At 28.3% G+C, this 22,511-nt stretch carries 24 protein-coding genes; 11 read left to right on the forward strand and 13 right to left on the reverse strand.

Features of this window, described 5'->3' with window-relative positions; translation table 11 throughout:
• Positions 1-32 precede the first annotated feature (32 nt).
• The 8 genes from D3Z07_RS09135 to D3Z07_RS09165 all read right to left on the reverse strand — a co-directional run bounded on the left by D3Z07_RS09135 (position 33) and on the right by D3Z07_RS09165 (position 7,122).
• Positions 33-341 (reverse strand): efflux RND transporter permease subunit, encoded by a 309-nt coding sequence (locus D3Z07_RS09135; protein WP_122893689.1) that lies wholly within the window; start codon positions 339-341, stop codon positions 33-35.
• A 93-nt stretch (positions 342-434) separates the two neighbouring features.
• Complete coding sequence (locus D3Z07_RS09140) at positions 435-1,034, reverse strand: LysE family translocator (RefSeq protein WP_122893690.1); 600 nt, start codon at positions 1,032-1,034, stop codon at positions 435-437.
• 45 nt (positions 1,035-1,079) lie between these two features.
• Positions 1,080-1,403 carry a helix-turn-helix transcriptional regulator gene (locus D3Z07_RS14240; protein ID WP_322898850.1) on the reverse strand — a complete coding sequence of 108 codons (324 nt, stop codon included), beginning with the start codon at positions 1,401-1,403 and terminating at the stop codon, positions 1,080-1,082.
• A gap of 51 nt (positions 1,404-1,454) precedes the next feature.
• Complete coding sequence (locus D3Z07_RS14245) at positions 1,455-1,646, reverse strand: hypothetical protein (RefSeq protein ID WP_228200537.1); 192 nt, start codon at positions 1,644-1,646, stop codon at positions 1,455-1,457.
• A 5-nt stretch (positions 1,647-1,651) separates the two neighbouring features.
• Entirely contained in the window at positions 1,652-2,044 is a 393-nt protein-coding gene (locus tag D3Z07_RS09150) for a rhodanese-like domain-containing protein (protein ID WP_122893691.1), read from the reverse strand.
• On the reverse strand, positions 2,041-2,901 hold the full coding sequence (locus tag D3Z07_RS09155; RefSeq protein ID WP_122893692.1) for a DMT family transporter: 861 nt from the start codon (positions 2,899-2,901) through the stop codon (positions 2,041-2,043). The genes D3Z07_RS09150 and D3Z07_RS09155 overlap by 4 nt, the downstream gene beginning before the upstream one ends.
• Before the next feature lie 12 nt (positions 2,902-2,913).
• Complete coding sequence (metH, locus tag D3Z07_RS09160; protein ID WP_122893693.1) at positions 2,914-6,390, reverse strand: methionine synthase; 3,477 nt, start codon at positions 6,388-6,390, stop codon at positions 2,914-2,916.
• 135 nt (positions 6,391-6,525) lie between these two features.
• Positions 6,526-7,122: a class I SAM-dependent methyltransferase gene (locus tag D3Z07_RS09165; RefSeq protein WP_122893694.1), complete on the reverse strand. Its 597-nt coding sequence runs from the start codon at positions 7,120-7,122 to the stop codon at positions 6,526-6,528.
• A gap of 107 nt (positions 7,123-7,229) precedes the next feature.
• On the opposite strand from D3Z07_RS09165, the gene D3Z07_RS09170 reads away from it, so the two are divergent.
• Positions 7,230-8,162, forward strand: coding sequence for a metal ABC transporter solute-binding protein, Zn/Mn family (locus D3Z07_RS09170; RefSeq protein WP_122893695.1), 933 nt, complete (start codon positions 7,230-7,232; stop codon positions 8,160-8,162).
• 19 nt (positions 8,163-8,181) lie between these two features.
• Here D3Z07_RS09170 and ribA read toward each other — a convergent pair whose 3' ends face one another.
• Both ribA and D3Z07_RS09180 read right to left on the reverse strand, forming a co-directional pair.
• Positions 8,182-8,745 carry a GTP cyclohydrolase II gene (ribA, locus tag D3Z07_RS09175; RefSeq protein ID WP_122893696.1) on the reverse strand — a complete coding sequence of 188 codons (564 nt, stop codon included), beginning with the start codon at positions 8,743-8,745 and terminating at the stop codon, positions 8,182-8,184.
• Between the two features lie 65 nt (positions 8,746-8,810).
• Complete coding sequence (locus D3Z07_RS09180) at positions 8,811-9,509, reverse strand: hypothetical protein (protein ID WP_122893697.1); 699 nt, start codon at positions 9,507-9,509, stop codon at positions 8,811-8,813.
• 154 nt (positions 9,510-9,663) lie between these two features.
• Between D3Z07_RS09180 and D3Z07_RS09185 the strand changes: the two genes are divergently transcribed.
• The 4 genes from D3Z07_RS09185 to hisIE all read left to right on the forward strand — a co-directional run bounded on the left by D3Z07_RS09185 (position 9,664) and on the right by hisIE (position 12,763).
• Positions 9,664-10,584: a branched-chain amino acid transaminase gene (locus D3Z07_RS09185; RefSeq protein WP_122893698.1), complete on the forward strand. Its 921-nt coding sequence runs from the start codon at positions 9,664-9,666 to the stop codon at positions 10,582-10,584.
• A 96-nt stretch (positions 10,585-10,680) separates the two neighbouring features.
• The gene (locus tag D3Z07_RS09190) at positions 10,681-11,769 is read left to right on the forward strand and encodes a prohibitin family protein (protein WP_122893699.1); all 1,089 of its coding nucleotides are present in this window, start codon (positions 10,681-10,683) and stop codon (positions 11,767-11,769) included.
• A 35-nt stretch (positions 11,770-11,804) separates the two neighbouring features.
• A complete protein-coding gene (locus D3Z07_RS09195; protein WP_122893700.1) occupies positions 11,805-12,068 on the forward strand; it encodes a hypothetical protein in 264 nt (87 codons plus the stop codon).
• Between the two features lie 11 nt (positions 12,069-12,079).
• Positions 12,080-12,763, forward strand: a complete 684-nt coding sequence (gene hisIE, locus D3Z07_RS09200) for a bifunctional phosphoribosyl-AMP cyclohydrolase/phosphoribosyl-ATP diphosphatase HisIE (protein WP_122893701.1) — start codon at positions 12,080-12,082, stop codon at positions 12,761-12,763.
• An 83-nt stretch (positions 12,764-12,846) separates the two neighbouring features.
• On the opposite strand, the gene D3Z07_RS09205 is transcribed toward hisIE, so the two are convergent.
• Positions 12,847-14,016, reverse strand: a complete 1,170-nt coding sequence (locus D3Z07_RS09205) for an Mrp/NBP35 family ATP-binding protein (protein WP_122893702.1) — start codon at positions 14,014-14,016, stop codon at positions 12,847-12,849.
• A 153-nt stretch (positions 14,017-14,169) separates the two neighbouring features.
• Here D3Z07_RS09205 and D3Z07_RS09210 point away from each other — a divergent pair, with 153 nt between their 5' ends.
• From D3Z07_RS09210 to D3Z07_RS09235, 6 genes are all read left to right on the forward strand, one after another.
• Positions 14,170-16,224: a 4Fe-4S binding protein gene (locus D3Z07_RS09210; RefSeq protein ID WP_122893703.1), complete on the forward strand. Its 2,055-nt coding sequence runs from the start codon at positions 14,170-14,172 to the stop codon at positions 16,222-16,224.
• The gene (locus D3Z07_RS09215) at positions 16,217-17,158 is read left to right on the forward strand and encodes an FAD:protein FMN transferase (RefSeq protein WP_122893704.1); all 942 of its coding nucleotides are present in this window, start codon (positions 16,217-16,219) and stop codon (positions 17,156-17,158) included. The genes D3Z07_RS09210 and D3Z07_RS09215 overlap by 8 nt, the downstream gene beginning before the upstream one ends.
• A gap of 79 nt (positions 17,159-17,237) precedes the next feature.
• Positions 17,238-18,059 carry an HDOD domain-containing protein gene (locus D3Z07_RS09220; RefSeq protein WP_122893705.1) on the forward strand — a complete coding sequence of 274 codons (822 nt, stop codon included), beginning with the start codon at positions 17,238-17,240 and terminating at the stop codon, positions 18,057-18,059.
• A 57-nt stretch (positions 18,060-18,116) separates the two neighbouring features.
• Complete coding sequence (locus tag D3Z07_RS09225; protein WP_122893706.1) at positions 18,117-19,241, forward strand: bifunctional 2-C-methyl-D-erythritol 4-phosphate cytidylyltransferase/2-C-methyl-D-erythritol 2,4-cyclodiphosphate synthase; 1,125 nt, start codon at positions 18,117-18,119, stop codon at positions 19,239-19,241.
• Positions 19,238-20,134: a DNA-binding transcriptional response regulator gene (locus D3Z07_RS09230; RefSeq protein ID WP_122893707.1), complete on the forward strand. Its 897-nt coding sequence runs from the start codon at positions 19,238-19,240 to the stop codon at positions 20,132-20,134. The genes D3Z07_RS09225 and D3Z07_RS09230 overlap by 4 nt, the downstream gene beginning before the upstream one ends.
• 9 nt (positions 20,135-20,143) lie before the next feature.
• A complete protein-coding gene (locus D3Z07_RS09235) occupies positions 20,144-20,620 on the forward strand; it encodes a phosphatidylglycerophosphatase A family protein (RefSeq protein WP_122893708.1) in 477 nt (158 codons plus the stop codon).
• A 212-nt stretch (positions 20,621-20,832) separates the two neighbouring features.
• On the opposite strand, the gene carA is transcribed toward D3Z07_RS09235, so the two are convergent.
• Together carA and D3Z07_RS09245 are read right to left on the reverse strand one after the other, a co-directional pair.
• Positions 20,833-21,954: a glutamine-hydrolyzing carbamoyl-phosphate synthase small subunit gene (gene carA, locus D3Z07_RS09240; protein ID WP_122893709.1), complete on the reverse strand. Its 1,122-nt coding sequence runs from the start codon at positions 21,952-21,954 to the stop codon at positions 20,833-20,835.
• A gap of 1 nt (position 21,955) precedes the next feature.
• A complete protein-coding gene (locus tag D3Z07_RS09245) occupies positions 21,956-22,507 on the reverse strand; it encodes a DUF507 family protein (RefSeq protein WP_076083073.1) in 552 nt (183 codons plus the stop codon).
• Between the last annotated feature and the right edge of the window lie 4 nt (positions 22,508-22,511).

A 22,511-nucleotide genomic window follows, 5' to 3' on the forward strand; every position in this document is an offset into this window, starting at 1 on the left:
CTATTAATAAAGTGGTGCACTTTTACTTTGCACTACTGGTGTATTTTACCTTTGCACTTGACATCTATAGTAAAGCTTCCATTTCTAATAGTTGATTTAACTTCTTCAATACCTGAAATTGTATCTATTTGATTTTCTATTTCTATTACTGCAAAATTATTTAGATTATCAGCACTTGCTCCACTATAACTTCCACTAACTTGAATACTATCTAAAGTAACAGTTGGAAACATCTCTTTTGGTATTTTTATATAAGAAAAAATCCCCATAATTAATATAAAAATTAAAAGTGTATAGTTAAGACGTGAATTCTTTAAAAAATATTCTATTACATTACTCATTCTTATTCTCCGCCAAATTATTATTTGACATAGTAATCCACTTCCTTAAATCATTTATGAATATAAAGTAAATGAAAGTAAATAATAGTTTATCTATTTAGAAAAGTTAATGACAATTAAAGATAAAGCAGAAAAGATTAATATACTTCCCATAAAAATATTAAATACTTTTAATCTAGAGTTTGTGTTTAATAAAGCTTTTGCTTTTTGACCTAAAAGTCCCCAAGAACTAAGACTTAAATAGCAAACAATAAAATATATTACAACAAAAATGAGTAAGCTGCTTTGATTAATTGAAAACATAGAAGTTCCAGAAACTGAAGCTATCCATGCTTTTGGATTTAGCCACTGTAGTAAAAAGCCTTCATAAAACTTCAAGTATTTTATATCATCTTTTATTTCAATATCTGGAGTTGAAGATGCAATTTTATATCCCATAAATATTATAAATAAAGCTCCAAATAAACCTAAATATTTTAAGAAGTCCGGATAATCAAGTAAAATTGTACTTAAACCAAAACTAACAAAAATTAATAATAGTGTAAAACCAATAGTAGCTCCACTAATAAAAGCAAAAGTTTTTAGAAATCCATTATTAATACTAGATGAAAGTATTAATATATTTACAGGACCTGGTGATATTGACATAGCTAAAGAAAAACTAAGCATAGCAATTAATATTGTAAGTGTCATTTATACTCCTAATTTTTTTAAAGTATAAAGTAATTCAAAAATATATTATTGTACAAAATTGAGTCTATATTCATTAGGTGTATTTGCTACAATCTTTAAAAAGTTCCTATGAAGATGACTTTGGTCAAAAAATCCTGATTCTTGAGCAACCTCAGAAATTGAATAACCTTTTTTTAAATACTCTTTTGCTTTATTAATTCTTACATTTAAAAGGTAAGAATGTGGAGTTAAGTTCATCTGTGACTTAAAAAGCCTGATAATATAAAAAGGATTTAGATTAAACTCTTTTGATAAATCTTCTAAAGATATATTTTCTTGAAAGTTTTCATTTATAAACTCTTGAATTTCATAAAATTTTTCATCAACTATTCTTTCTTCTTTTTTTTCTTAAATTTAATGAAAAGAAATCTAAAAAGAATTTTAGCAATTCATTTCTTTTTTTAGAATATAAGACTTATTTCTATTTTGATAAATACTAGTACCTTTTTTATTTACACCAATAGAAAAAGTATCATGAAAATGTTTTTTATAATGTGCATTAGAATTAGAGTATCTTAATTCTAAAAAAGGAAGTTTTTTATGAATAAAGACTTTCGTAAAAGTTTTATTCATGTAAACTAGTTACATCCACAAGAAATATTTGTAGCAGCTTTTGCATTTTTACCAGAAGTTTTATAACCATCTCTAATCCACCAGTCCAGACCACCTAATAATTCTTTTGTTTTAAAGCCTAACTTAGACATGTTTAAAGCTCCTTTTGTTGAAGCATTACATCCAATTCCATCACAATATGTAACATAGTTTTTGTTTTTATCTAAATGCTTTGTACTTTCTTCATTCATTGTTTTATGTGGAATATTTATAGCATTTGGAATATGCTCTAAATTATAAGCGTCAACAGCTCTTGCATCTATTACAACTGTATTACTATTTTTACTTATGGCATCATTAAGATCCCAAGAATCAATTTCAAAAGCAAGTTTTGCTTCATAAAAGTCGATTTGTGTCATTTTATATTTCCTTTTCTCAAAGTATACAATGAATTTATAATTAATGTAAATACTATTATAAAACCACCAATAAAAGTATTTGAACTTGGTATTTCATTTAAAAACAACCAAACCCAAACAGGTGCCATAACTGTTTCAATAATCATTAAAAGTGTAACTTCACTAGCATTTATATATTTTGTACCATTACCCATTAAAACTCTTGCAACTGGTGTTATAAACAATCCCATAATTGCAATAATTCCTAATGTTCTTAAATCAATATTTAAGGTATCGCTAAAAATTAATGAAATAATACTCATGCTAATTCCAAGACATGCTGTTAATACTACACGACTAATATTTTTATATCTTACTAAAAATACAAAAGCTAAAGAGAAAGTACAAACTGATAAAAGAGCAAAAAGATTTCCTTTCATCCCTCCTAAGCTTAATTCATCAATAAAAATTACAACAAGACCAATTATCATAAAAATAGAAGCTAGTATTATATTCTTTGTGATTCTTTCTTTATAAATCAAAAAAGCAAATAAACTTGAAAATAGTGCTGCTGTTCCAAAAATTAAAACAACATTTGCAACACTTGTATTTTTAAGTCCTGAAATAAAAAAAACATTAGAACTTCCCATTAAAGTAGCACATATTATTAACATTGGAAAAGAAGTTTTTGTGATTTTACTGATTACGTCTTTTTGTTTTATAATCAAAAATGATGTCATAGAAATAAATATAAAAATACCAAGATAAAAACAAAAAGTAAGTGCATCAATATTTGTAAGTTTTACAAAAAGAGATTCTAAACTCATAATCAAAACGCCTAGCGATGTGAGTGCTAGACCTTTTGCATTATTACTCAAAGTTTAAGAACTTTAAATATTATAATAGTTTGCATCTTTATGAGGCACAACTATTGCACAAGTTGTTTGCTCTGGATGCATTTGGAATGTTTCAGATAATTCAATTCCATACTCTTCAGGATTAAGTAAATCAAAGAAATCTTTATTCATTGCCAAGTCTGGACAAGCTGCATATCCTGGAGAATATCTACAACCTGTATATTGTTTCATTTGAACATCATTTAAAGTATGTCCCTCTTTAGCAACTATATCTAAATCAAGTCTAACTTGTTTATGAAGTACCTCAGCTAAAGCTTCAGCTAGCTCAACTCCAAGTCCATGAACTTGATAATATTCAGTAAATTTACCTTCATCATAAAGCCCTCTTTCATAATCAGATATTTTAAGTCCTGCACTTGCAAGTGTAAATGCAACTACATCTAATCTATCATTTGCAAAGAAATCAGGAATACATCTAAATGGTTTTCTCTTTTGTCTAGGGAATTCTAATACTTTTATAGCTTCTTCCAAAGGTGGTACATTTTTAGCTTCTTCTTCAGAGTTAAATAAATGTTCTTTAGAAAAAATATAAAGTTTATTATCATGAGAAATACAAGGATAATAAGCATATATAGCAATAGGATCAAAGATATCTTTATCGAGTAAATCATCTTTTAGTTTTCTATATAATGGCTCTACTGTTTCTTCTTCATATTTTAAGAAAGCATCTCTATCTTGTTTCCCTCTTTTATATCCCCATCTTTGTCTAAATAAAACTCTATGGTTTATCCATTTAAATACTAACTCTTTATCTATTGCACTTCCACTTTTTCCAATTCTATCCCATAAAGGAGGAAAAACAAAAGGTGCTTTAGGTGGTAATGATATCTCTTCATAAGGAGGAATTACAACCTCTTCCTTTTCAACTTTATCACTTGTATCTGCTACTTCAATTAAATCAGCTGCTAAAGCAGTATTTTCTAAATCACCTTCTTCAATTCTTTGCATAGAAACTACGCCATCAAAGGCATCTCTACAATAGAAGATTGGTCCGTCATAAATTGGTCTACAAAAATCATTTACAAAGCCTTTTGTAAGTGCTGCTCCACCAATAAGAACTGGAATATCAATACCCATTTTTTGCAACTCTTCTAAGTTTTCTTTCATAACAGCAGTTGATTTTACAAGTAATCCACTCATTCCAATAGCTTGTGCTTTATGCTCTTTTGCTGCTATTAAGAAAGAGTTTAAATCAGCTTTAATCCCAATGTTTATAACTTTAAATCCATTGTTTGAAAGAATAATATCAACTAAGTTCTTACCAACATCATGAACATCACCTTTTACAGTTCCTACTACAATTACAGTTTCACTGGCTTTTTCTTCTTTTGGTAAATATGGATTTAAAGCATCAACTGTAGCTTTCATAGTTTCTGCACTTTGCAATACAAATGGTAATTGCATTTGTCCAGAACCAAATAATTCACCAATGATTTTCATACCATCAATTAGCCATTCATTTACTATTATTTCTGGTTTTACATCATGTCTTAATTCTTCAACTAAAGGAAGTAATCTATCTTTATCACCATCAAGTAATAACTTCTTAACTTTCTCAATAGGTTCAAGATTTTGGTATTCTTCATCACTTTGTTCTTCTAAATCATCAACGTTTGAAAAGTGCTCAATAAAAGCAAATAAAGGATCACCACTTTCTTGATTATTAAAGATTAAATCATCACAAGCTTTTTTATCTGCTTCAGAGATTTTATTAAGAGGTAAAATATGCTTTACATTTACAATAGCAGATGTTAAACCAGCTTGAACACAATAATCTAAGTAAATAGAATTTAAATAAGCTCTAGCTTTTATATCAAGTCCAAAAGAGATATTTGAAAGTCCAAGAGTAGTTCCAACTTCAGGATGAAGTATTTGGAATTCTCTAATAGCTTCAAGTGTTTCAATACCTGCTGTTCTATATTCATCATCACCAGAACCTATAGTAAATGTAAGCATATCAAATACTAAATCATGAGGATCAAAACCGTGTCTATTTACACATAAGTCATAAATACGCTCAGCAATTCTAATTTTATCTTCTTTAGTTTTTGCCATTCCAACTTCATCAATTGTAAGACATACTAAAGCAGCTCCAAACTTTTTAGCTAACTTACAAACAGCATCAAATTTCTCTTCTCCATCCTCTAAGTTAACAGAGTTAATAATTGGTCTTCCACCAATTTGTTTAAGTGCTGCTTCAAGTGCATAAATTTGTGTAGAATCTGGCATTAAAGGAAGTGATATTTTTTGAGAATAAAGCTCAACAACCTTATCCATATCTTCTCTTTCATCTCGACCTGCAAACCCAACAGATACATCAATAATATGTGCCCCTGCTCTTACTTGTTGTTGTCCAACAGTTAAAGTTCCCTCATAATCATTTGCTTTTAGTAATTCTCTAAAGGCTTTTGAACCTGTAGCGTTTGAACGTTCACCTATAAGAAGTGGTGCAGGTTCTTGCTTTAAAGTTACTGTACTAAATAGTGAGGCTAATGATGCTTTTAAGAATCCACAAGGTTTTAAAGGTTTTATATCTTTAACTGTTTGAGAAAGTACTTTTATATGTTCAGGAGTTGTTCCACAACATCCACCTAAAAATGCAACCCCATTAATTTCTAAAAACTCTTTTTGTAGTTTTGTAAACTCTTCTGGTCCCATTGGATAATAAGAAACTCCACCTTTATTTTGAGGAAGTCCCGCATTTGCATGAACAGAAATTGGGAACTTTGAAACTTCGCTTAATGATTTTACATGTTTATGAACTTGCTTTGGACCTGTTCCACAGTTAAAACCAAGTGATAAAATATTAAAAGGAGCCATAATAGCTGCAATTGTTTGTGCATCTGTTCCAATTAGCATTGTTCCTGTCATTTCAATTGTTACTGATACCATAATTGGAATTTGTGGAGCTGCATCATTTAGTGCATGAAGTGCTGCTTTTATTTGTAAAGGATCTTGACAAGTTTCAAGTAAGAAAACGTCCGTTCCACCATCAACAAGCCCTTGAGCCATTATTTTATATCCCTCATACATTTCATCATATTTTATATGTCCAAGTGAAGGAAGTTTAGTACCAGGTCCAACAGAACCTAACACAAATTTTGGATTATCAGGTGTTTCATACTTTACACAAGCTTCTTTTGCAAGTTGTGCTCCTAATTTCGATAATTCATAAGAAGTCTGAGGAATATCGTATTCATCTAAAACCCAAGGCATTGAACCAAAAGTATTTGTAGTAATTAAATTAGAGCCAGCACTTGCATAATTATCATGAATATTTCGTAAGATATGAGGAGCGGTTAAATTTAGAAGTTCATTACAACCTTCTAAATCAACGCCCTCGTACATCCACTCTTCTGCTTTGATATCAGATATTTGAAGCTGTGTTCCCATTGCTCCATCTATTATTAGTACTTTTTCTTTTATAATATTTTGTATTTTTTCTAACATTTTATTCTCTATTTTCTATATTTTTTATTTCTATTAATTATTTGGAGTGTATTCAAATTTTCGTTAAATTTCTGTTAAGCGATTATTGGGTCAATACCCTAGTAATAGAGTATTGATTAGATTTTTTAATATATGCTATTTTTGTATTACTACTCTAATAACACAAGCTTCGCCTTGATGACCTTTTCCTTCATCAAGTATTGTAACTTGTTCATATATTTCTTTATCACATAAGGCAAAAGATTTTTTAAAATCATCAACAGTATAAAGTAAGTCTTCATCCCTTGGGCCACCACTTGAATAGTTTATTTGTTTTGTAGAAAAGAATTCACCAATAAAGTAACCATCATCATTTAAAGATTCTTCAATTTTTTCAAATAATGATATTCTATCTTCTTTATGCATATGTAAATAAGAAGCAACAATTACATCATATTTATGACTTGTATCCCATTCATTTAAATCTAAACACAAAGTATCAATATTCAAATTTTCTTCTGTTGCTCTTTGTTGAAGTTTTGATAATCCAATATCTGAAGCATCTAAAGCTGTGACCTCATAGCCTTTTTTTGCAAAAAATATTGCATTTCTTCCTTCACCTTCACCTAAGCATAGTACTTGTGATTTATCTCTTAAAAGTTTTATTTTAGAAGAGATAAATGCATTTGGTTTTGTGCCATATAAAAAACCATCTCTTGAAAATTTACTATTCCAAAACTCTTGTTGACTCATATTTAAACCTTGTTATTTTACTTAATTTTGTATTTTACTTATTATATCATTAATTTATTATCATTCTACAAATGCAACTTAGTTGCACAATATAAAAGGAGAATTATATGAGATTTTTAATCCCATTTATTTTATTAGTAAATTTTGTTTATGCACAAACAAATATAGTAGTTAGTATTTTACCTCAACAAACATTTGTAGAAAAAATTGGTGGAGATAAAATTAATGTCGTTGCAATGGTTACACCAGGAAGTAATCCTCACTCTTATGAACCAAAACCATCACAAATGGTACATATTTCAAAGGCTGATGTATATTTCCCAATTGGTTTTGGATTTGAAGATACTTGGCTTGAAAAATTTGCGAATCAAAACAAAAATATGAAATTTGTTGAAATGACAAAAGATATAAAAAGAATAATGATGAAAAAGCACAATCATCATCATGGTGATAAACACAATGAGCATGATTCTCATGAACATAAAAAGCATGAGGAACATGCACATCACGATGAACATGATGAACACGATGAACATAAAGAAGAAGTGAAATATAAAGAAGATCCACACACTTGGACAAGTCCTCAAAATGTAAAAATTATGGCAAAAAATATTTATGATACTTTAGTTGAAATTGATGCTTCAAATAAAGATTATTATTTAAATAATTATAATAATTTTTTAGAAGAAATAAATCAAACAAATAAAAAAATAAAAGAGATTTTTTCTAAAATACCAAAAGACTCTAAATTTATGGTTTTCCATCCAGCATGGGGATATTTCGCAAAAGATTATAATCTAGTTCAATTTCCAATTGAAGTTGAAGGGAAAGAGCCTAAACCTAAAATGTTAAAAAGAATTATTGAAGAAGCAAAAAAAGAAAATATAAAAGCAATATTTACACAAAGTGAATTTTCTGATAAAAGTGCAAAAGTAATTGCAGATGAATTAAAAATAAAAGTTATCAAAGAAACACCACTTGCTACAAATTGGTCAAAAAACCTAATACATGTTGCAAATACAATAGCAAATAATAAGTAAAACCTTAAAAGGTTTTACTTTATAAAAGATGACCTAACTCTTCTTTTTTTACTTTTAAATACTCATAGTTATATTCACAAGAACTTATTAAGACTGGAATTCTTTCAACTATTTCAATATCTTCTAAAGCGCTTAATTTTCGTGGATTGTTTGTCATTAGTTTAATTTTATCTATTTTAAACTCTTTTAATATCTTAGGAACTAAATCAAATTTTCTTAAATCAGCTTCAAAACCTAATTTCTCATTTGCTTCAATTGTATTAAAGCCATGGTCTTGAAAAGCATATGCATTAACTTTATTGAAAAGTCCAATTCCTCTACCTTCTTGTCTTAAATAAATTATCATACCACCCTCTTTTGCAATCTTTTTCATTGCAAAATCAAGTTGTTCTCCACAATCACATTTTATACTTTTAAAAACATCTCCTGTTAAACACTCAGAATGAATTCGTATAAAAGGAATTAAGGGTAATTCTTCTGTAAAAATAATAAAGTGTTCAAGTTCATTTTCTTTGAATGACTGTATTTTAAAGTTACCATATTGTGTTGGAAGTTTTGCTATATTTGAAATTTTAAGAGACATAATTCTCCTTTTTTTAGGAGAATTTTATCATTTTATACTTATTTGCAACTTAGTTGCAAATAGTTTTAGTAATCTGGTGAACTACAATCTGTAGTAATTCTATCTATTAATGTTATATACCAATTATTATCAATAAAAGTTAAATAAAAAGATAACTCAGGAGTTAAAACAACTTTATAACTAGTATTTTCGATTTGTTCTGCTTTTTGAAAATCTTTTTGTTTATAAGTACTATAGTTTTTCATCATTTTTAAAAGAGGAAAATCACTTTTATTTGATAAAAATAAACCATCATCATTCCATCCATAAAAAGCATCGTCATTTGGACTACAATCAAACTTAACATTTTTTTCAATTATTTTTAAACTTGTAGATTTTGGCTTTACTCTAGAAATTATATGAGAAATCTCTTCTGTTTCTTCATCTACAATATTATAGATCATTTTTTGCTCAACAATAACTTTTGCCCCATCAATTTTATATAAGTTGTAAAACCCAAATGAAGGATGGATATACTCTTGATTTAATTTAATTAAATCATTTTTAGACATTGCTTTTAAAATATCCCTTATTCTGTTTTTTAATAACAAAGAAACTGCTGGTCTTTTATATATAATTTTTTCTATTTTCTCTGTTTTTGTTTCGCTTAAATCTTCAATTATATTTCCATCTTTATCATAAGTAATAAGTTTATGTGTACACCCTGATAAAAGAAGAATTAATGTCAAAGAAGAGATTGTTTTTATAATATTTTTGTAATTCATATTGTAGATTTGTACCCTATTAATTTTTTTGATAATATACCATAAATACACGCTAATTCAAATAAAATTCACAAGAAATATCTTATGCCATCATTTTTTAATATTATCTTAGATAAAATAATATCTTAAATTAAATCTAATAGGAATTTATACAATGACTGAAGCAAAATATATTTGGATGGACGGAGAATTTATAGCTTGGCATGATGCTAAAGTTCATGTACTTTCTCATACACTTCATTATGGAAATGGTGCTATTGAAGGTACAAAAGCATATAAAACTCATGATGGTAGATGTGCTATTTTCAAATTAGAAGAACATACTAAAAGACTTTTAAGATCAGCAAAAATGACATTAATTGATGTTCCTTTTACTGAAGATGAATTAAATAAAGCTCAAATTGAATTATTACAAAAAAATGAATTAACTGAAGGTGCTTATATAAGACCATTAGTTTATTTAGGTTATGGAGTTATGGGACTTTACCATAAAGAAGCACCTGTAAATGTTTCTATTTCTGCATGGGAATGGGGAGCATATTTAGGTGAAGAAGGAATGAAAAAAGGTGTAAGAGTAAAAATTGCATCAATGACTAGAAATTCTAATACTTCTGGAATGGGTAAAGCAAAAGCAGTTGCAAATTACTTAAACTCTCAAATGGCTAAAGGTGAAGCAGTTGAATGTGGATATGATGAAGCATTATTAAGAGATGACCAAGGTTATATTGCTGAAGCTTCTGGAGCTTGTTTCTTTATTGTTAGAGATGGTGTAATTATTACTCCTCCAAATGATAACTCATTAGAGTCAATCACACAAGCTACTGTAATTGATTTAGCACAAGATTTAGGTTATGAAGTTGTAAGAAGAAGATTAACAAGAGAAGAAGTTTATATTGCAGATGAAGCATTCTTTACAGGAACTGCTGTTGAAGTAACTCCAATTAGAGATATTGATGCAAGAATTATTGGAAAAGGTGAAAGAGGTCCAATTACTGAAGCTTTACAAACAGCATATTTTGATGTAGTTGCAGGTAAGAATCCTAAATACATTAAAGATTTAACTTACATTAATTAAAACATTTTTTTGAAGTACAATAGATCAAAGTTTATTTTGCTCTTTTGTGCTTCAAAAGAAGCCAATAAATAAAATATAAAATTTTAAGGAATATTTATGCCAATAGATAACGACTATTTTAAGAAAAAACAACAACAAAACGGTGGAGGAAATTCATCTAATAATAATGGTGGAGGTGGTAATTATCAACCTCCTTTTGAGCCACCTGAATTTTTTAAAAATTTAGGTAAAAAAGCAGGATTAATTTATGTAATTATTGCACTTATTGCTGCTTTATTTATATTTAAACCTTTTGTAATTGTTGAATCAGGACAAGTGGGTATTAAAGTAACTACAGGTAAATATACAGAAGAGCCATTAAGACCTGGTTTCCATTTCTATATTCCAGTATTTCAAAAAGTTATCTTAGTTGATACAAAAGTAAGATTGATGAACTACAAATCAGTTGAAGAAATCAGTGGATTTGATTCTGGAATTAGAATTAACCCAGCAATTTCTATTCTTGATGCTAGAGGTTTACCTGTTTCAATTGAGTTAACTGTTCAATATAGATTAACAGCAGATGGTGCTCCAAATACAATTGCTAACTGGGGACTTTCTTGGGAAGATAAAATTATTAACCCTGTTGTAAGAGATGTTGTAAGAAATGTTGTAGGAAGTTACACAGCTGAAGAATTACCAACAAAAAGAAATGAAATCGCTGTAAAAATTCAAACTGGTATTGAAGAAGATATTAATTCTTTAAATGGTCAACCAGTAATTTTACAATCAGTTCAATTAAGAGAAATTGTTTTACCAACTAAGATTAAAGAGCAAATTGAAAGAGTTCAAATTGCAAATCAAGAATCTGAAAGAGTAAAATACGAAGTTTTAAGAACAAAACAAGAAGCTGAAAAAAGAGCTGCTAAAGCTATTGGTGATGCTGAAGCAAACAGAATTGAAGCACAAGGTAGAGCAGATGCAGTTACTATTGAAGCAAAAGCACAAGCAGCAGCTAATGAAGCAATTGCAAAATCTTTAACACCAAATCTTTTACATATGCAACAAATTGATGTACAAGGTAAATTTAATGAAGCACTTAAAGTTAATAAGGATGCAAAAATCTTCTTAACACCTGGTGGTTCAACTCCAAATATTTGGGTTGATACTAAAAATAAATCAAGAGATACGGCAGTTAGCCAATAAGGAGGAAGAGTAGAGAAATCTACTCTTTTCTTATCATGAAAAAAGCTACAATATTAATACTAATCAAAATTTTTTTATTTACACTTTTTGTGAATGCAAATCTACTAGAAGAAAAAAAACTAAATCTAAATCCTGAAATAGTTGAAGAAAAATATCAACTAGAAGATAGATACGATAAACCAGTTGAGCTACCTTCTGAAATTAGGAAAAAAGATTCTTCAATAAATTTAGATGTAGATGTAGATAAAGAAAAAAAACAAATAGATAGATTAAAACTAGATGTTGATAAAAAATTTTAAGGCATTATATAATGAATCAAATAGATAAAATTGACTGGGAAAAAATGGATGGCTTAATTCCTGTTGTAACACAAGAAGCTAGTACAAATGAAGTTTTAATGCTTGCATATATGGATAAAGAGGCTTTAAGTCTTACACTCGAAACAAATATTGCTCATTACTTTAGTAGAAGTAAGCAAAGAATTTGGAAAAAAGGTGAAAGTTCTGGACATACTCAAGAAGTTCTAGATATTATGATTGATTGCGATGATGATACAATTTTACTAAAAGTTAAACAAAATGGTGTTGCTTGTCATACAGGAAGAAAATCATGTTTCTTTACTAGTATGAAAACAAATGAAGAAGTACTTTCTGTTGAAGTTGATACAACAGCAGCTTACGGAGTTATTGATACTTTATACCATACAATATTAGAGAAAAAAAATGATGATCCAAAAACATCTTATACGGCAAAACTTCTTCAAGGTGAAGAAAATTCTATGCTTAAGAAAATAGTTGAAGAATCAGGCGAATTTACTTTTGCAATAAAAGATAATGACACTGAAGAAATTATTTATGAAGCTGCTGATATTACTTACCATGTTTTAGTTGCACTTGCATCTAAAAATGTAAGCCCTGATAGAGTAAAACAAGAATTAGCTAGACGTTTTGGAATGTCTGGAATTGAAGAAAAAAATTCTAGAACTGCCAAATAGTTATATTTTAATTTAAATAATACATTAAAAAAGGGAAGATATCAAATATCTTCCCTTTTTTTATTTCAATAAATGATTGTCAATTAGTGACAACCACATCCTGTACCACAACTTTCACCACTTGATTGCTCTTTTTTAGGAGCAGCTGTTGTTGAACACGCACTTACACCTGGAGGTGTTGTAGGTTGAATATCTTCATTAGTTCTATCATCATCAATAGAATCAACAAAAGTAATTACTTTAGCTGCTGCTTCCATATATCTTTTTGCTGAAACACTTTCAGGTGCAAAATATACGATTGGTTTACCAGCATCTCCACCTTCTCTAATAGAAGGCTCAATTGGTAACGAACCTAATACTTGAGTATTATATTGATCAGCTAATGCATCACAAGTTCCCATTCCAAAGATATCTGATTCAGTATTACAAGATGGACAAATAAATCCACTCATATTTTCAACAACACCAGCTACTGGAATATGTAATTTTTCAAACATATCTAATGATCTTCTTGAATCATCAAGAGCAACATGTTGAGGAGTTGTAACATTAATTCCAGCAGCAACAGGTACACTTTGAGCTAGAGTTAATTGTGCATCACCAGTTCCTGGAGGCATATCAATAAATAAGATATCTAAGTTTTCCCATAAAATATCTCTTAATAATTGCTGGATAGCTTTCATAATCATAGAACCTCTCCAGATTACAGCTTGTCCTTCTTCCATTAAAACACCCATTGACATTACATCAACACCGTATGCGTTTAAAGGTTTAGCTTTATCACCAATTACTTCTACTTCTTTACCATTTAAACCCATCATACGTGGAATATTTGGTCCATAAATATCAGCATCTAAGATACCAACTTTTTTACCTTGCATTGCTGCTGCTACTGCTAAGTTTACAGTTGTAGTTGATTTCCCAACTCCACCTTTTCCTGAACTTACCATTACAATTTTCTTAATTTGTGGTGCAATGTTATTACCACTTACAGTATTACTACTTTGTTTTGGAGCTGCTGGCTTATTGAAATTAAGTGTTGCTTTCATTCCAATAGCACTAATACATGCGTTTATATCTTTTGTCAATTGTTCTTCAACATCTTTTGCGCTTGATGTAATATCAAGAGAAATTAAACAGTTTTCACCGTCTATTTTAACATCCTTAACAAAACCAAATTCAATAATTGATTTTGCAAAACCAGGATATTTTACTTTCTCTAATTCTTTTTTAATATCTTCGATATTTGCCATAGAAAAATTCCTTTATATTTTTTATATTTTTGTATTATAATTAAAATAGGATAATTATTGTCTTAATTAAAAATTAAATTTTTAATTATCGCTAATCTTAAGCTATATTCATATTATATACTCTTTATTTACTTAAAAAACTAAAGGAGTTTTATGTTTCGTTTATTTTTTATTATATTTATTTTTTTTGTATCTATTAACAACATAAATGCTTCTATGAGTAAAGAACAGATTAGTAATTATCTTAAAGAACCTCTACAGCTTGGTGAGAAAGATACTAATTTAGCTTTATGGGAAGTTTTGGATAAGAATAATACTTTACATTCTTATATCTTTGAAACTCATGATTTAGCGCCAATTGCAGGCTTTTCTGGTGGAAAGATGAATATGCTTGTGCAAATGGATACAGAAGGAAACTTTCTTGATGTTACATTATTGGAACAAGATGAACCTGTATTTGTTTCAGGTTTGGGAGTTGCTCCTTTTATTGAATTTTTAAATCAATACAAAGGTAAATCTTTAAAAGATAATATAAAAGTTGGTGGAGGAAATGGTAGTGGTAGCTCTGTTCATATTGACGGAGTAAGTAAAGCAACAGCTTCTGTAAAAATTGCAAATGATAGTATTTTAGCATCTGGAATAAAGATTGCAAAAGAAAAACTTTCAGGAGTTGCACCTAAAGCTATTTCTAATCCTAAAAAAGACCTTTTGGAAAAGTACTCATGGCAAGAGCTTCTTGATAAAAAACTTGTAAAAAATATAAAAATCACAAAAAAACAAGCAGAAGAATTATTTATTGATACAGAATATTTTAATGAATTAGATGAAGATGAAGAAAAGGAATTATTTGTTGATATATATGTAGCTGATTTAAGCATTCCTACCCTTTCAAGAAATATTATCAAACAATCAACACAAGATGAATTAGATGGTCAACTTCTAGATACAGAAGAGGCCATACTTGTTCTTGCAAATGGTTCACATGATATTTTAGGAGAAGAGTTTGTAAGAAATACTTCTCCTGATACACTTGAAATAAAACAAGAAGGTTTTGCTTTAAATATTAGAGATGGAGATTATGAAGTAAATTTAAAAGATGATATTCCAAATTTTGAGCAAGATGTAATTTTACAAGTTGATAAAAGATTTGATTTTGATCCATCAAGTTCTTGGACTTTAAATACTAAGATTGTTAGAGGAAATGACACTTTATATGGAACTCCTATAGTTAAGGATTTAACACTTACTATGGATTTACCTAAAAAGTATTTTTTAATTCCTAAAAAAGAAGAAAAAACACCTTTATGGCTTAGTTCTATTTATGAACAAAAAACAAAGTTAATAGTTCTTACAATTTTTTTAACTATTTTGTTTATTATGCTTTATAAATATCAAGCATTACTTTCAAATTTAAGATATAAAAGAAGTATACTTTTAATATTTACACTATTTTTTATAGGTTGGTTTGGACAGGGTCAACTTAGTATGGTTACTGTTTTGGGTGTAGTAAAAGCAATTGTAAATTCACAAAGCTTGATGTTTTTATTATATGACCCATTTTCACTTATAATTTGGTTTTTTGTTTTTATTTCACTGGTAATTTGGGGAAGAGGAACATTTTGTGGATGGTTATGTCCTTATGGGACACTTCAAGAGTTCTCACACTATTTAGGAAGGCTACTTAAACTTCCTAGAATTAGATTTAGTGAAAATTTAAATGATAAACTTGTAAATATTAAATATCTAGTGCTTGCTAGTTTAATTTTATCCGTAATTTTTGCACCAAATATTAGTGAATACCTAGTAGAAATTGAGCCTTTTAAAACATCTATTACTTTAATCTTTGATAGAGAAATACCTTATGTGTTATATGCACTATTTTGGCTATTTTTAGGAATGTTCCTATTTAAAGGGTTTTGTAGATATATCTGTCCATTGGGAGCATTTTTATCATTAATGGGTCGTTTAAAAATACTTGATTGGTTACCACGAAGATTTGAGTGTGGTAACCCATGTAACAATTGTCATAAATCTTGTAATTATCAGGCTATTGATAAAAAAAGTGGAAATATTAAATATGCTGATTGTTTTCAATGTTTAGATTGCGTACAAATATATAGCGATTCTAATCTTTGCAAAATTCTAAAAAAAGATGCACAAAAAGAAAAAGACATGTTAATTAAAAACTGGAGAAAAGAAAATGCATAAAACAAATAAAAGTATATTATCAAGAAGAAAATTTTTAAAAATATCTGCATGTTCTCTTGCTTTTTCATTAACTCCAAATATTTTAAATGCAAATGAAAGAGAAAAAATATCTTGGAGTGGAATTGCCTTAGGTGCCCAATCTAATATGACTTTATTTCATAAAAATAAGCTTTATGCTAAAGATACACTTGATATTTGTATAAATGAAATAAAAAGATTAGAAAATATTTTTTCTTTATTTATTCCAAACTCATCTATTTGTTTATTAAATAAAAATGGGAATTTAAAAAACCCTCCAAAAGAACTAGTTGAAGTTCTAAAATTTGCAGAAGATATTTCTATAAAAACAAATGGTGCTTTTGATGTAACAGTTCAGCCATTATGGGTGGCTCATGCGAAATATTCCAATAATAAGAATAAATTAAAAAAAGCTATTAAAGAAGCAAAAAACTTGATATCTTATAAAAATATACAAATTAAAGAAGATAAAATAAGCTTTAAAAAACCAAATGTACAAATTACTTTAAATGGTATTGCACAAGGATATATCACTGATAAAATCACTTCTATTTTAAGACAAAAAGGTTTTACAAATGTCTTAGTTGATTTAGGTGAACTAAATTCAATTGGTGGGTATAACGAACAAAGAGATTGGAATATTGCAACACCATATCTAGTAAATACTCCTTATTTAAAACTAAATAACCAAGCAATGGCAAGTTCAGGTGGATATGGAACAATGTTTAGTAAAAGATATCATCATCTATTTGATACAAAAACGAGAACAAGTGCAAATTATATAAAAAGTGTGACAGTGAAAGCAAACAACGCTACATTAGCAGATGCACTTGCAACTGCAATTTGTGTAATGCCAAAAAAAGAAAATGAGAAATTAAAAAACACATATCCAGAAATTGAAATATACACATCTTAATAAAAAAAGTTACTTATATAAGTTTCTTTTCTATATAATTATTGATTACAAGTAGTTATGAATTTAAATTAGGAAATGCATGAAGAAGAACTTAATAGAAAAGATAGATAATCTGCCTCCTTTACCAAGTACTATCTTAGAATTAGATGATTTTAAGAAAGTTGAAAACTCAAGTCCTGAAAAACTAATAAAAATAATAGAAAAAGACCCTTTAATGGTTACTACTATTTTAAGAGTAGCTAATTCTTCAATGTTTGGTTTTAGAAGTAAAGTTGATACTCTTAGTCGTGCAATACATTTACTAGGTATGAATTTTACTATTTCTATTGCTATGGGAAGTGTAATTCAAGAAACTCTAAAATCAAATCTATGTGCTTATGCTGTATCTACTGAAGATTTTATTTACTCTAGTGCCTTAGCTTCAAAAATTGTCAATAATTGGATTTCTAGTATTGATTTTGATTTAAAAGATGAATTATTATTGCCTGCATTTCTTCAAGAAACAGGTAAGTTTGTTATTTCAGAAGTGATTCAAGAGAAAAAACAAACAGAAGATTTTTTAAAAATGCTTGATGAAAAAAATGATATTACATTTTGTGAAAAAGAGTTTACAGGTTTTACTTGTGCAAGAATTACAGCCAACATATTTAAAAATTGGTCTTTGGGTCATAATTTAGTTTTTTCAATAGGTTTTGTTGGTGATTTAGAAAATTGTCCAAAAGAGTTTATAAAAAAAGTTCAAATATTAGAAATAGTAAAAATTCTAGCAGATATAAGGAACCCATTAAATGATAAAGCTATTGAAATAGCAATGAAAAAAGTTGTTGAATATGATTTTGACTTAGAGCACTTTTTAAACTCTCTAGATGCTATAAAAGAAGAAATCGAAAATAACTCTTAACTTTTGCTTAAGTAACATTCAACTATAATATGTAACTTTTTTACACAAAGGAAATATTTGCAAAATGTTACTTTAATAGTCTTATGTGCAGGGAATTCTAGTAGATTCAAGCATAATACAAAGAAACAATGGCTAAGAATTGGGAATGAACCATTATGGCTTAATGTTACAAGAAAACTTTCATCTTACTCAAAATTTGAAAAAGTGATTGTGTGCTCACACAAAAACGAATTAAACTATATGAAAAACTTTTGCGATGATTTTACCTTTATTGAAGGTGGTAATACACGGCAAGAATCTATTGTAAACTCTCTAAAAGAAGTAACAACATCTCATGTTATGATTTCAGATGTTGCACGTGCTTGTATCCCCAAAAGTGTAATTATTGAGTTATTAGAAAATAAAGACAATGCTGATTGTATAGTACCTGTCTTAAATGTTTCTGATACTGTAGTCTATGAAGATAAAACAATAAACAGAGAAAAAGTTAAATTAATACAAACGCCTCAACTTTCAAATACTAAAATATTAAAAGAGTCATTGAATACTAAAATAGAATATACAGATGATAGTTCTGCTATTAAAGTAGGTAATGGAAGTATTAAATATATCAAAGGAAGTATTGAAAGTAAAAAACTTACTTTTGGAGATGAATTAGATAGTTTCCCTACTCTAAAAGCTCCTTCAAATAATTTCTTTACAGGAACTGGTTTTGATATACACCAATTTGAAGACAAAAGAGATATGTTCTTAGGTGGTATAAAACTACCTACAGATTATGGATTCAAAGCACATAGTGATGGTGATGTGTTAATTCATTCTTTAATAGATGCATTACTAGGTGCTTGCGGAGCAGGAGATATTGGTGAGTTTTTCCCAGATACCTCTGCTGAATTTAAAGATATTGACTCAAAAATTTTATTAAAAAATATTGTTGAATTTATTTATAATGTAGGTTACGAAATTGTAAATGTTGATTTAACAATAATAGCTCAAATACCAAAAATCAATCCTCATAAAAATGAAATTAAAAATTCTATCTCAAAGCTATTGGGAATTGAAAAACCCTTCGTAAATATAAAAGCAACAACAGCAGAAAAAATGGGCTTTATAGGAAGAGAAGAAGGTGTTGCAGTACAAAGTATTGCAACTTTAAAATATTATAACTGGAAAAATAAATGAATATATTAATTATAGAAAATGAAATCTATTTAGCACAAAAAGTAGTTTCAAGATTATTAGATGATGGACATAGTTGTGATTATATAGAATCACCAAATATTGATAATCTTACAAAAGATTACGATATTGTATTACTTTCAACTTCACTTCCAGCACCTTTATGTAAGAATATAATTAAAAGATATAGTGAGAAAAAATCAATTATACTTCTATTAGTTTCTTATATATCGGATGAAACTGTAACAAACCCTATTAAAGATGGTGCAAAAGATTATATTATGAAGCCATTTATTATGGATGAATTAGTAAGAAAAATTTATCATTATAAAGAGTGTCGTTCTATGAAAAGAGAGCTTCAAACATTACGTGAATATATTGATTTTATGATGGCAGATATTGATAGTAGTGATGTTTTATTGCCACCATCTTTTCCTTCATTAATAGAATCAAACTCACAAAAATGCGCAGATAAATTAGTATTTGAACTATCTCGTAAATTAGATAAACCAATTAGTTTTATTTCACTTGGAAACAATACTTGGCAAAAACAATTAAATGCTATTGAAGATAAGAAAACTATTATATACTTAACTGATTATCACTCACTAAAAAGAAGTGCTAAAGAGAATTTAATCAAACTTATTGAAGATAAAGATTGTGTTATTTCATCGCTTGAAGCTGAAGATGATTTTCCATTTAGAAAAGTAGAGTTTAATGATGGGAATTTATTAATGAGTAATACAAATATCATGACTATTAATGACTATGTTAAATTAATGGTTTTATCATACCAGTCAAAATATCCAGATACAGAACTTTCTAAAAAACTAGGGATTTCAAGAAAATCACTTTGGGAAAAAAGAAAAAAACTTGGTATTGAAAAGAAAAAATAAGGATCAAATTTGAATTTAAGAAAGTTTTTTTTAACAGTAGGATTTTCAGGACTAAGTCCAGTAGCACCTGGAACAGTTGGTTCTTTTGTATCTTTATTATTAGTACTACCTTTGATAGAATATGTACATGTATCAACTATTTTTTTACTATCACTATTAATTTCAGTAATCGCTGTAAAGCAAATTAATATATATGAAGAAGAAGTTGGACAGCATGATGGAAAAGAGATTGTAATTGATGAATTAGCAGGAATGTGGATTGCTATATCTATTTGTGGTATTACTCAAGAAAACATGATAATAATGGCACCACTTGCATTTATATACTTTAGAATCTTTGATATCTGGAAACCTTCAGTTATTGGAAGAATTGATAGGGATGTAAAAGGTGGCTGGGGAGTTATGGGTGATGATATAGTTGCCGGAATTGCTGCAGGAGTTGCAACATCTGGAACATATCAGCTATTAACAATGTATGTATTATAAAATATAATCTACGTTTCAATAGAACAAAAAAAGGGAAAGAGTAAAAACTCTTTCCCTTTTTTTATGTAAACTTCTAAAATAAACAAGATTCTAAAAGAAGTTATTGTTTTTTGTAAGTTCAAGGCAAAAGTATAAATTCATAAGGAGCGTACATAAAGTACGTGACGAATGAATTTATACTTTTAACGCAGAAGTTGCAAAAATAAGATGACTTATTTTACAATCTTGGCGAATTCGTTGAATATGTATTTCGACTCATGCGGCCCTGGAGATGCTTCTGGGTGATGTTGTACTGAGAAAATCTCTTTATTTTTATATTTCACACCTTCAATTGTATTATCAAATAAATTTTGGTGTGTTATTTCTGCTATTTCTATAATATTATCAGGAACATTATAGTTATGATTTTGTGCAGTTATTTCAACTACATTATCTGGATTTGCTACAGGATGGTTACCACCATGTTGCCCAAATTTTAACTTGTATGTATCAAAACCATGAGCAATTGATAACATTTGATGACCTAAACAAATTGCAAACATTGGAATATTAGCATCAATTAGTAATTGAACTTGTTTCTTTTCTTCTGTTAGTGTTAATGGATCACCTGGACCATTTGAAAGGAAAATACCACCAATTTCTTTTGCTTCAAATCTTGATATTAAATCAACTGCTTTAAAATTAGATGGAATTACTTCAACTTCAAGACCAGATTCAACTAATTCATTTAAGATATTTCTTTTAACTCCAAAATCAACTACTACAACTTTTTTATCACTCATAACAGCTTTGTTATAAGATAGTTCTTGATGATTCCATGCTCCAAATTTATGAATATAAGGCTCTTTAGTTGATACTTGTTCAATATAATTAATATCTTCAATTCTAGGAGATGCTGCTAATTGCTTAGCTAACTCTTCTTTTGAAGAAATTTCTGTAGAAGCTATCATCATCATAGCTCCTTCATCTCTTAACATTTTTGTTAAATATCTTGTATCAATAGAACAAATACCTAAAACATTATGTTCTTTTAATAGTGAATCTAAATTATCTTCACCTCTATAGTTTGAATAATCATTGTGATAATTTCTAACTAATACACCTTTACAGTGGCAAGTATTGCTTTCCATATCATTTGCATTAACACCAACATTACCAATTTCTGGCATTGTAAAAGTTACAAATTGTCCTGCGTAAGATGGGTCAGAAATAATTTCTTGGTAACCAGTTAATGATGTATTAAAAACTATTTCACCAACAGATGTTCCAGATGCTCCAAATGACTTAGCTTCTAAAAATGTTCCGTTTTCTAAATATATCCATACTTTTTGCATATTAAATCAATCCCCTTTTTATTAATTCTTCTTCATATAATCTATGATAAACAACGTCATAATCTTCAGTTCCTGGTATTAGCTTTCTTTTATATGTTTTAAGTTTTGCTAATACATCAGAGTCTGCTTCTTCAAAACCTTTCATAAATTGGTCAATAGAAGCAAAAATTACATTTTTAATTTGATTATCTGAACATCTATAATGAATATAATCTTCATCCCATAAATAATCTAAAATTTGATGTGCAATATCTGAAAATCTATCTTCATTATTTAATATTACACCAAAATCATTTGCTAATCTTTTTTTAGTCATCCAAAAAAGCTGTCTTCTATCAGCATTATGGAATTCTATTTCTTCTTCTTGTTCATCAAGAATATTATCAACTTTTTCGTCTAAATCATACTCTTTATCAATATCTTCATCTAAGATTCTTTCAACTTGAGCTTCAATACTATGTTTTTCTTTTCTAATTTCAACAAATTCGCAAGTAAGTAAATCTCTTGTAATTCTTCTTGAAATATATGGTGTATGGTGTGTCTTCATTCTCATGATA

It is taken from the genome of Arcobacter peruensis (assembly GCF_003711085.1).
In the GTDB taxonomy this organism is placed as follows: domain Bacteria; phylum Campylobacterota; class Campylobacteria; order Campylobacterales; family Arcobacteraceae; genus Poseidonibacter; species Poseidonibacter parvus.

Excerpts from the sequence above, each read along its gene's own strand:
- D3Z07_RS09135 (WP_122893689.1), bottom strand. The coding sequence starts at position 341 with ATGAGTAATGTAATAGAATATTTTTTAAAGAATTCACGTCTTAACTAT.
- D3Z07_RS09140 (WP_122893690.1), bottom strand. The coding sequence starts at position 1,034 with ATGACACTTACAATATTAATTGCTATGCTTAGTTTTTCTTTAGCTATG.
- D3Z07_RS14245 (WP_228200537.1), bottom strand. The coding sequence starts at position 1,646 with ATGAATAAAACTTTTACGAAAGTCTTTATTCATAAAAAACTTCCTTTT.
- D3Z07_RS09150 (WP_122893691.1), bottom strand. The coding sequence starts at position 2,044 with ATGACACAAATCGACTTTTATGAAGCAAAACTTGCTTTTGAAATTGAT.
- metH (WP_122893693.1), bottom strand. The coding sequence starts at position 6,390 with ATGTTAGAAAAAATACAAAATATTATAAAAGAAAAAGTACTAATAATA.
- D3Z07_RS09165 (WP_122893694.1), bottom strand. The coding sequence starts at position 7,122 with ATGAGTCAACAAGAGTTTTGGAATAGTAAATTTTCAAGAGATGGTTTT.
- D3Z07_RS09170 (WP_122893695.1), top strand. The coding sequence starts at position 7,230 with ATGAGATTTTTAATCCCATTTATTTTATTAGTAAATTTTGTTTATGCA.
- ribA (WP_122893696.1), bottom strand. The coding sequence starts at position 8,745 with ATGTCTCTTAAAATTTCAAATATAGCAAAACTTCCAACACAATATGGT.
- D3Z07_RS09180 (WP_122893697.1), bottom strand. The coding sequence starts at position 9,509 with ATGAATTACAAAAATATTATAAAAACAATCTCTTCTTTGACATTAATT.
- D3Z07_RS09185 (WP_122893698.1), top strand. The coding sequence starts at position 9,664 with ATGACTGAAGCAAAATATATTTGGATGGACGGAGAATTTATAGCTTGG.
- D3Z07_RS09190 (WP_122893699.1), top strand. The coding sequence starts at position 10,681 with ATGCCAATAGATAACGACTATTTTAAGAAAAAACAACAACAAAACGGT.
- D3Z07_RS09195 (WP_122893700.1), top strand. The coding sequence starts at position 11,805 with ATGAAAAAAGCTACAATATTAATACTAATCAAAATTTTTTTATTTACA.
- hisIE (WP_122893701.1), top strand. The coding sequence starts at position 12,080 with ATGAATCAAATAGATAAAATTGACTGGGAAAAAATGGATGGCTTAATT.
- D3Z07_RS09205 (WP_122893702.1), bottom strand. The coding sequence starts at position 14,016 with ATGGCAAATATCGAAGATATTAAAAAAGAATTAGAGAAAGTAAAATAT.
- D3Z07_RS09210 (WP_122893703.1), top strand. The coding sequence starts at position 14,170 with ATGTTTCGTTTATTTTTTATTATATTTATTTTTTTTGTATCTATTAAC.
- D3Z07_RS09215 (WP_122893704.1), top strand. The coding sequence starts at position 16,217 with ATGCATAAAACAAATAAAAGTATATTATCAAGAAGAAAATTTTTAAAA.
- D3Z07_RS09220 (WP_122893705.1), top strand. The coding sequence starts at position 17,238 with ATGAAGAAGAACTTAATAGAAAAGATAGATAATCTGCCTCCTTTACCA.
- D3Z07_RS09230 (WP_122893707.1), top strand. The coding sequence starts at position 19,238 with ATGAATATATTAATTATAGAAAATGAAATCTATTTAGCACAAAAAGTA.
- carA (WP_122893709.1), bottom strand. The coding sequence starts at position 21,954 with ATGCAAAAAGTATGGATATATTTAGAAAACGGAACATTTTTAGAAGCT.
- D3Z07_RS09245 (WP_076083073.1), bottom strand. The coding sequence starts at position 22,507 with ATGAGAATGAAGACACACCATACACCATATATTTCAAGAAGAATTACA.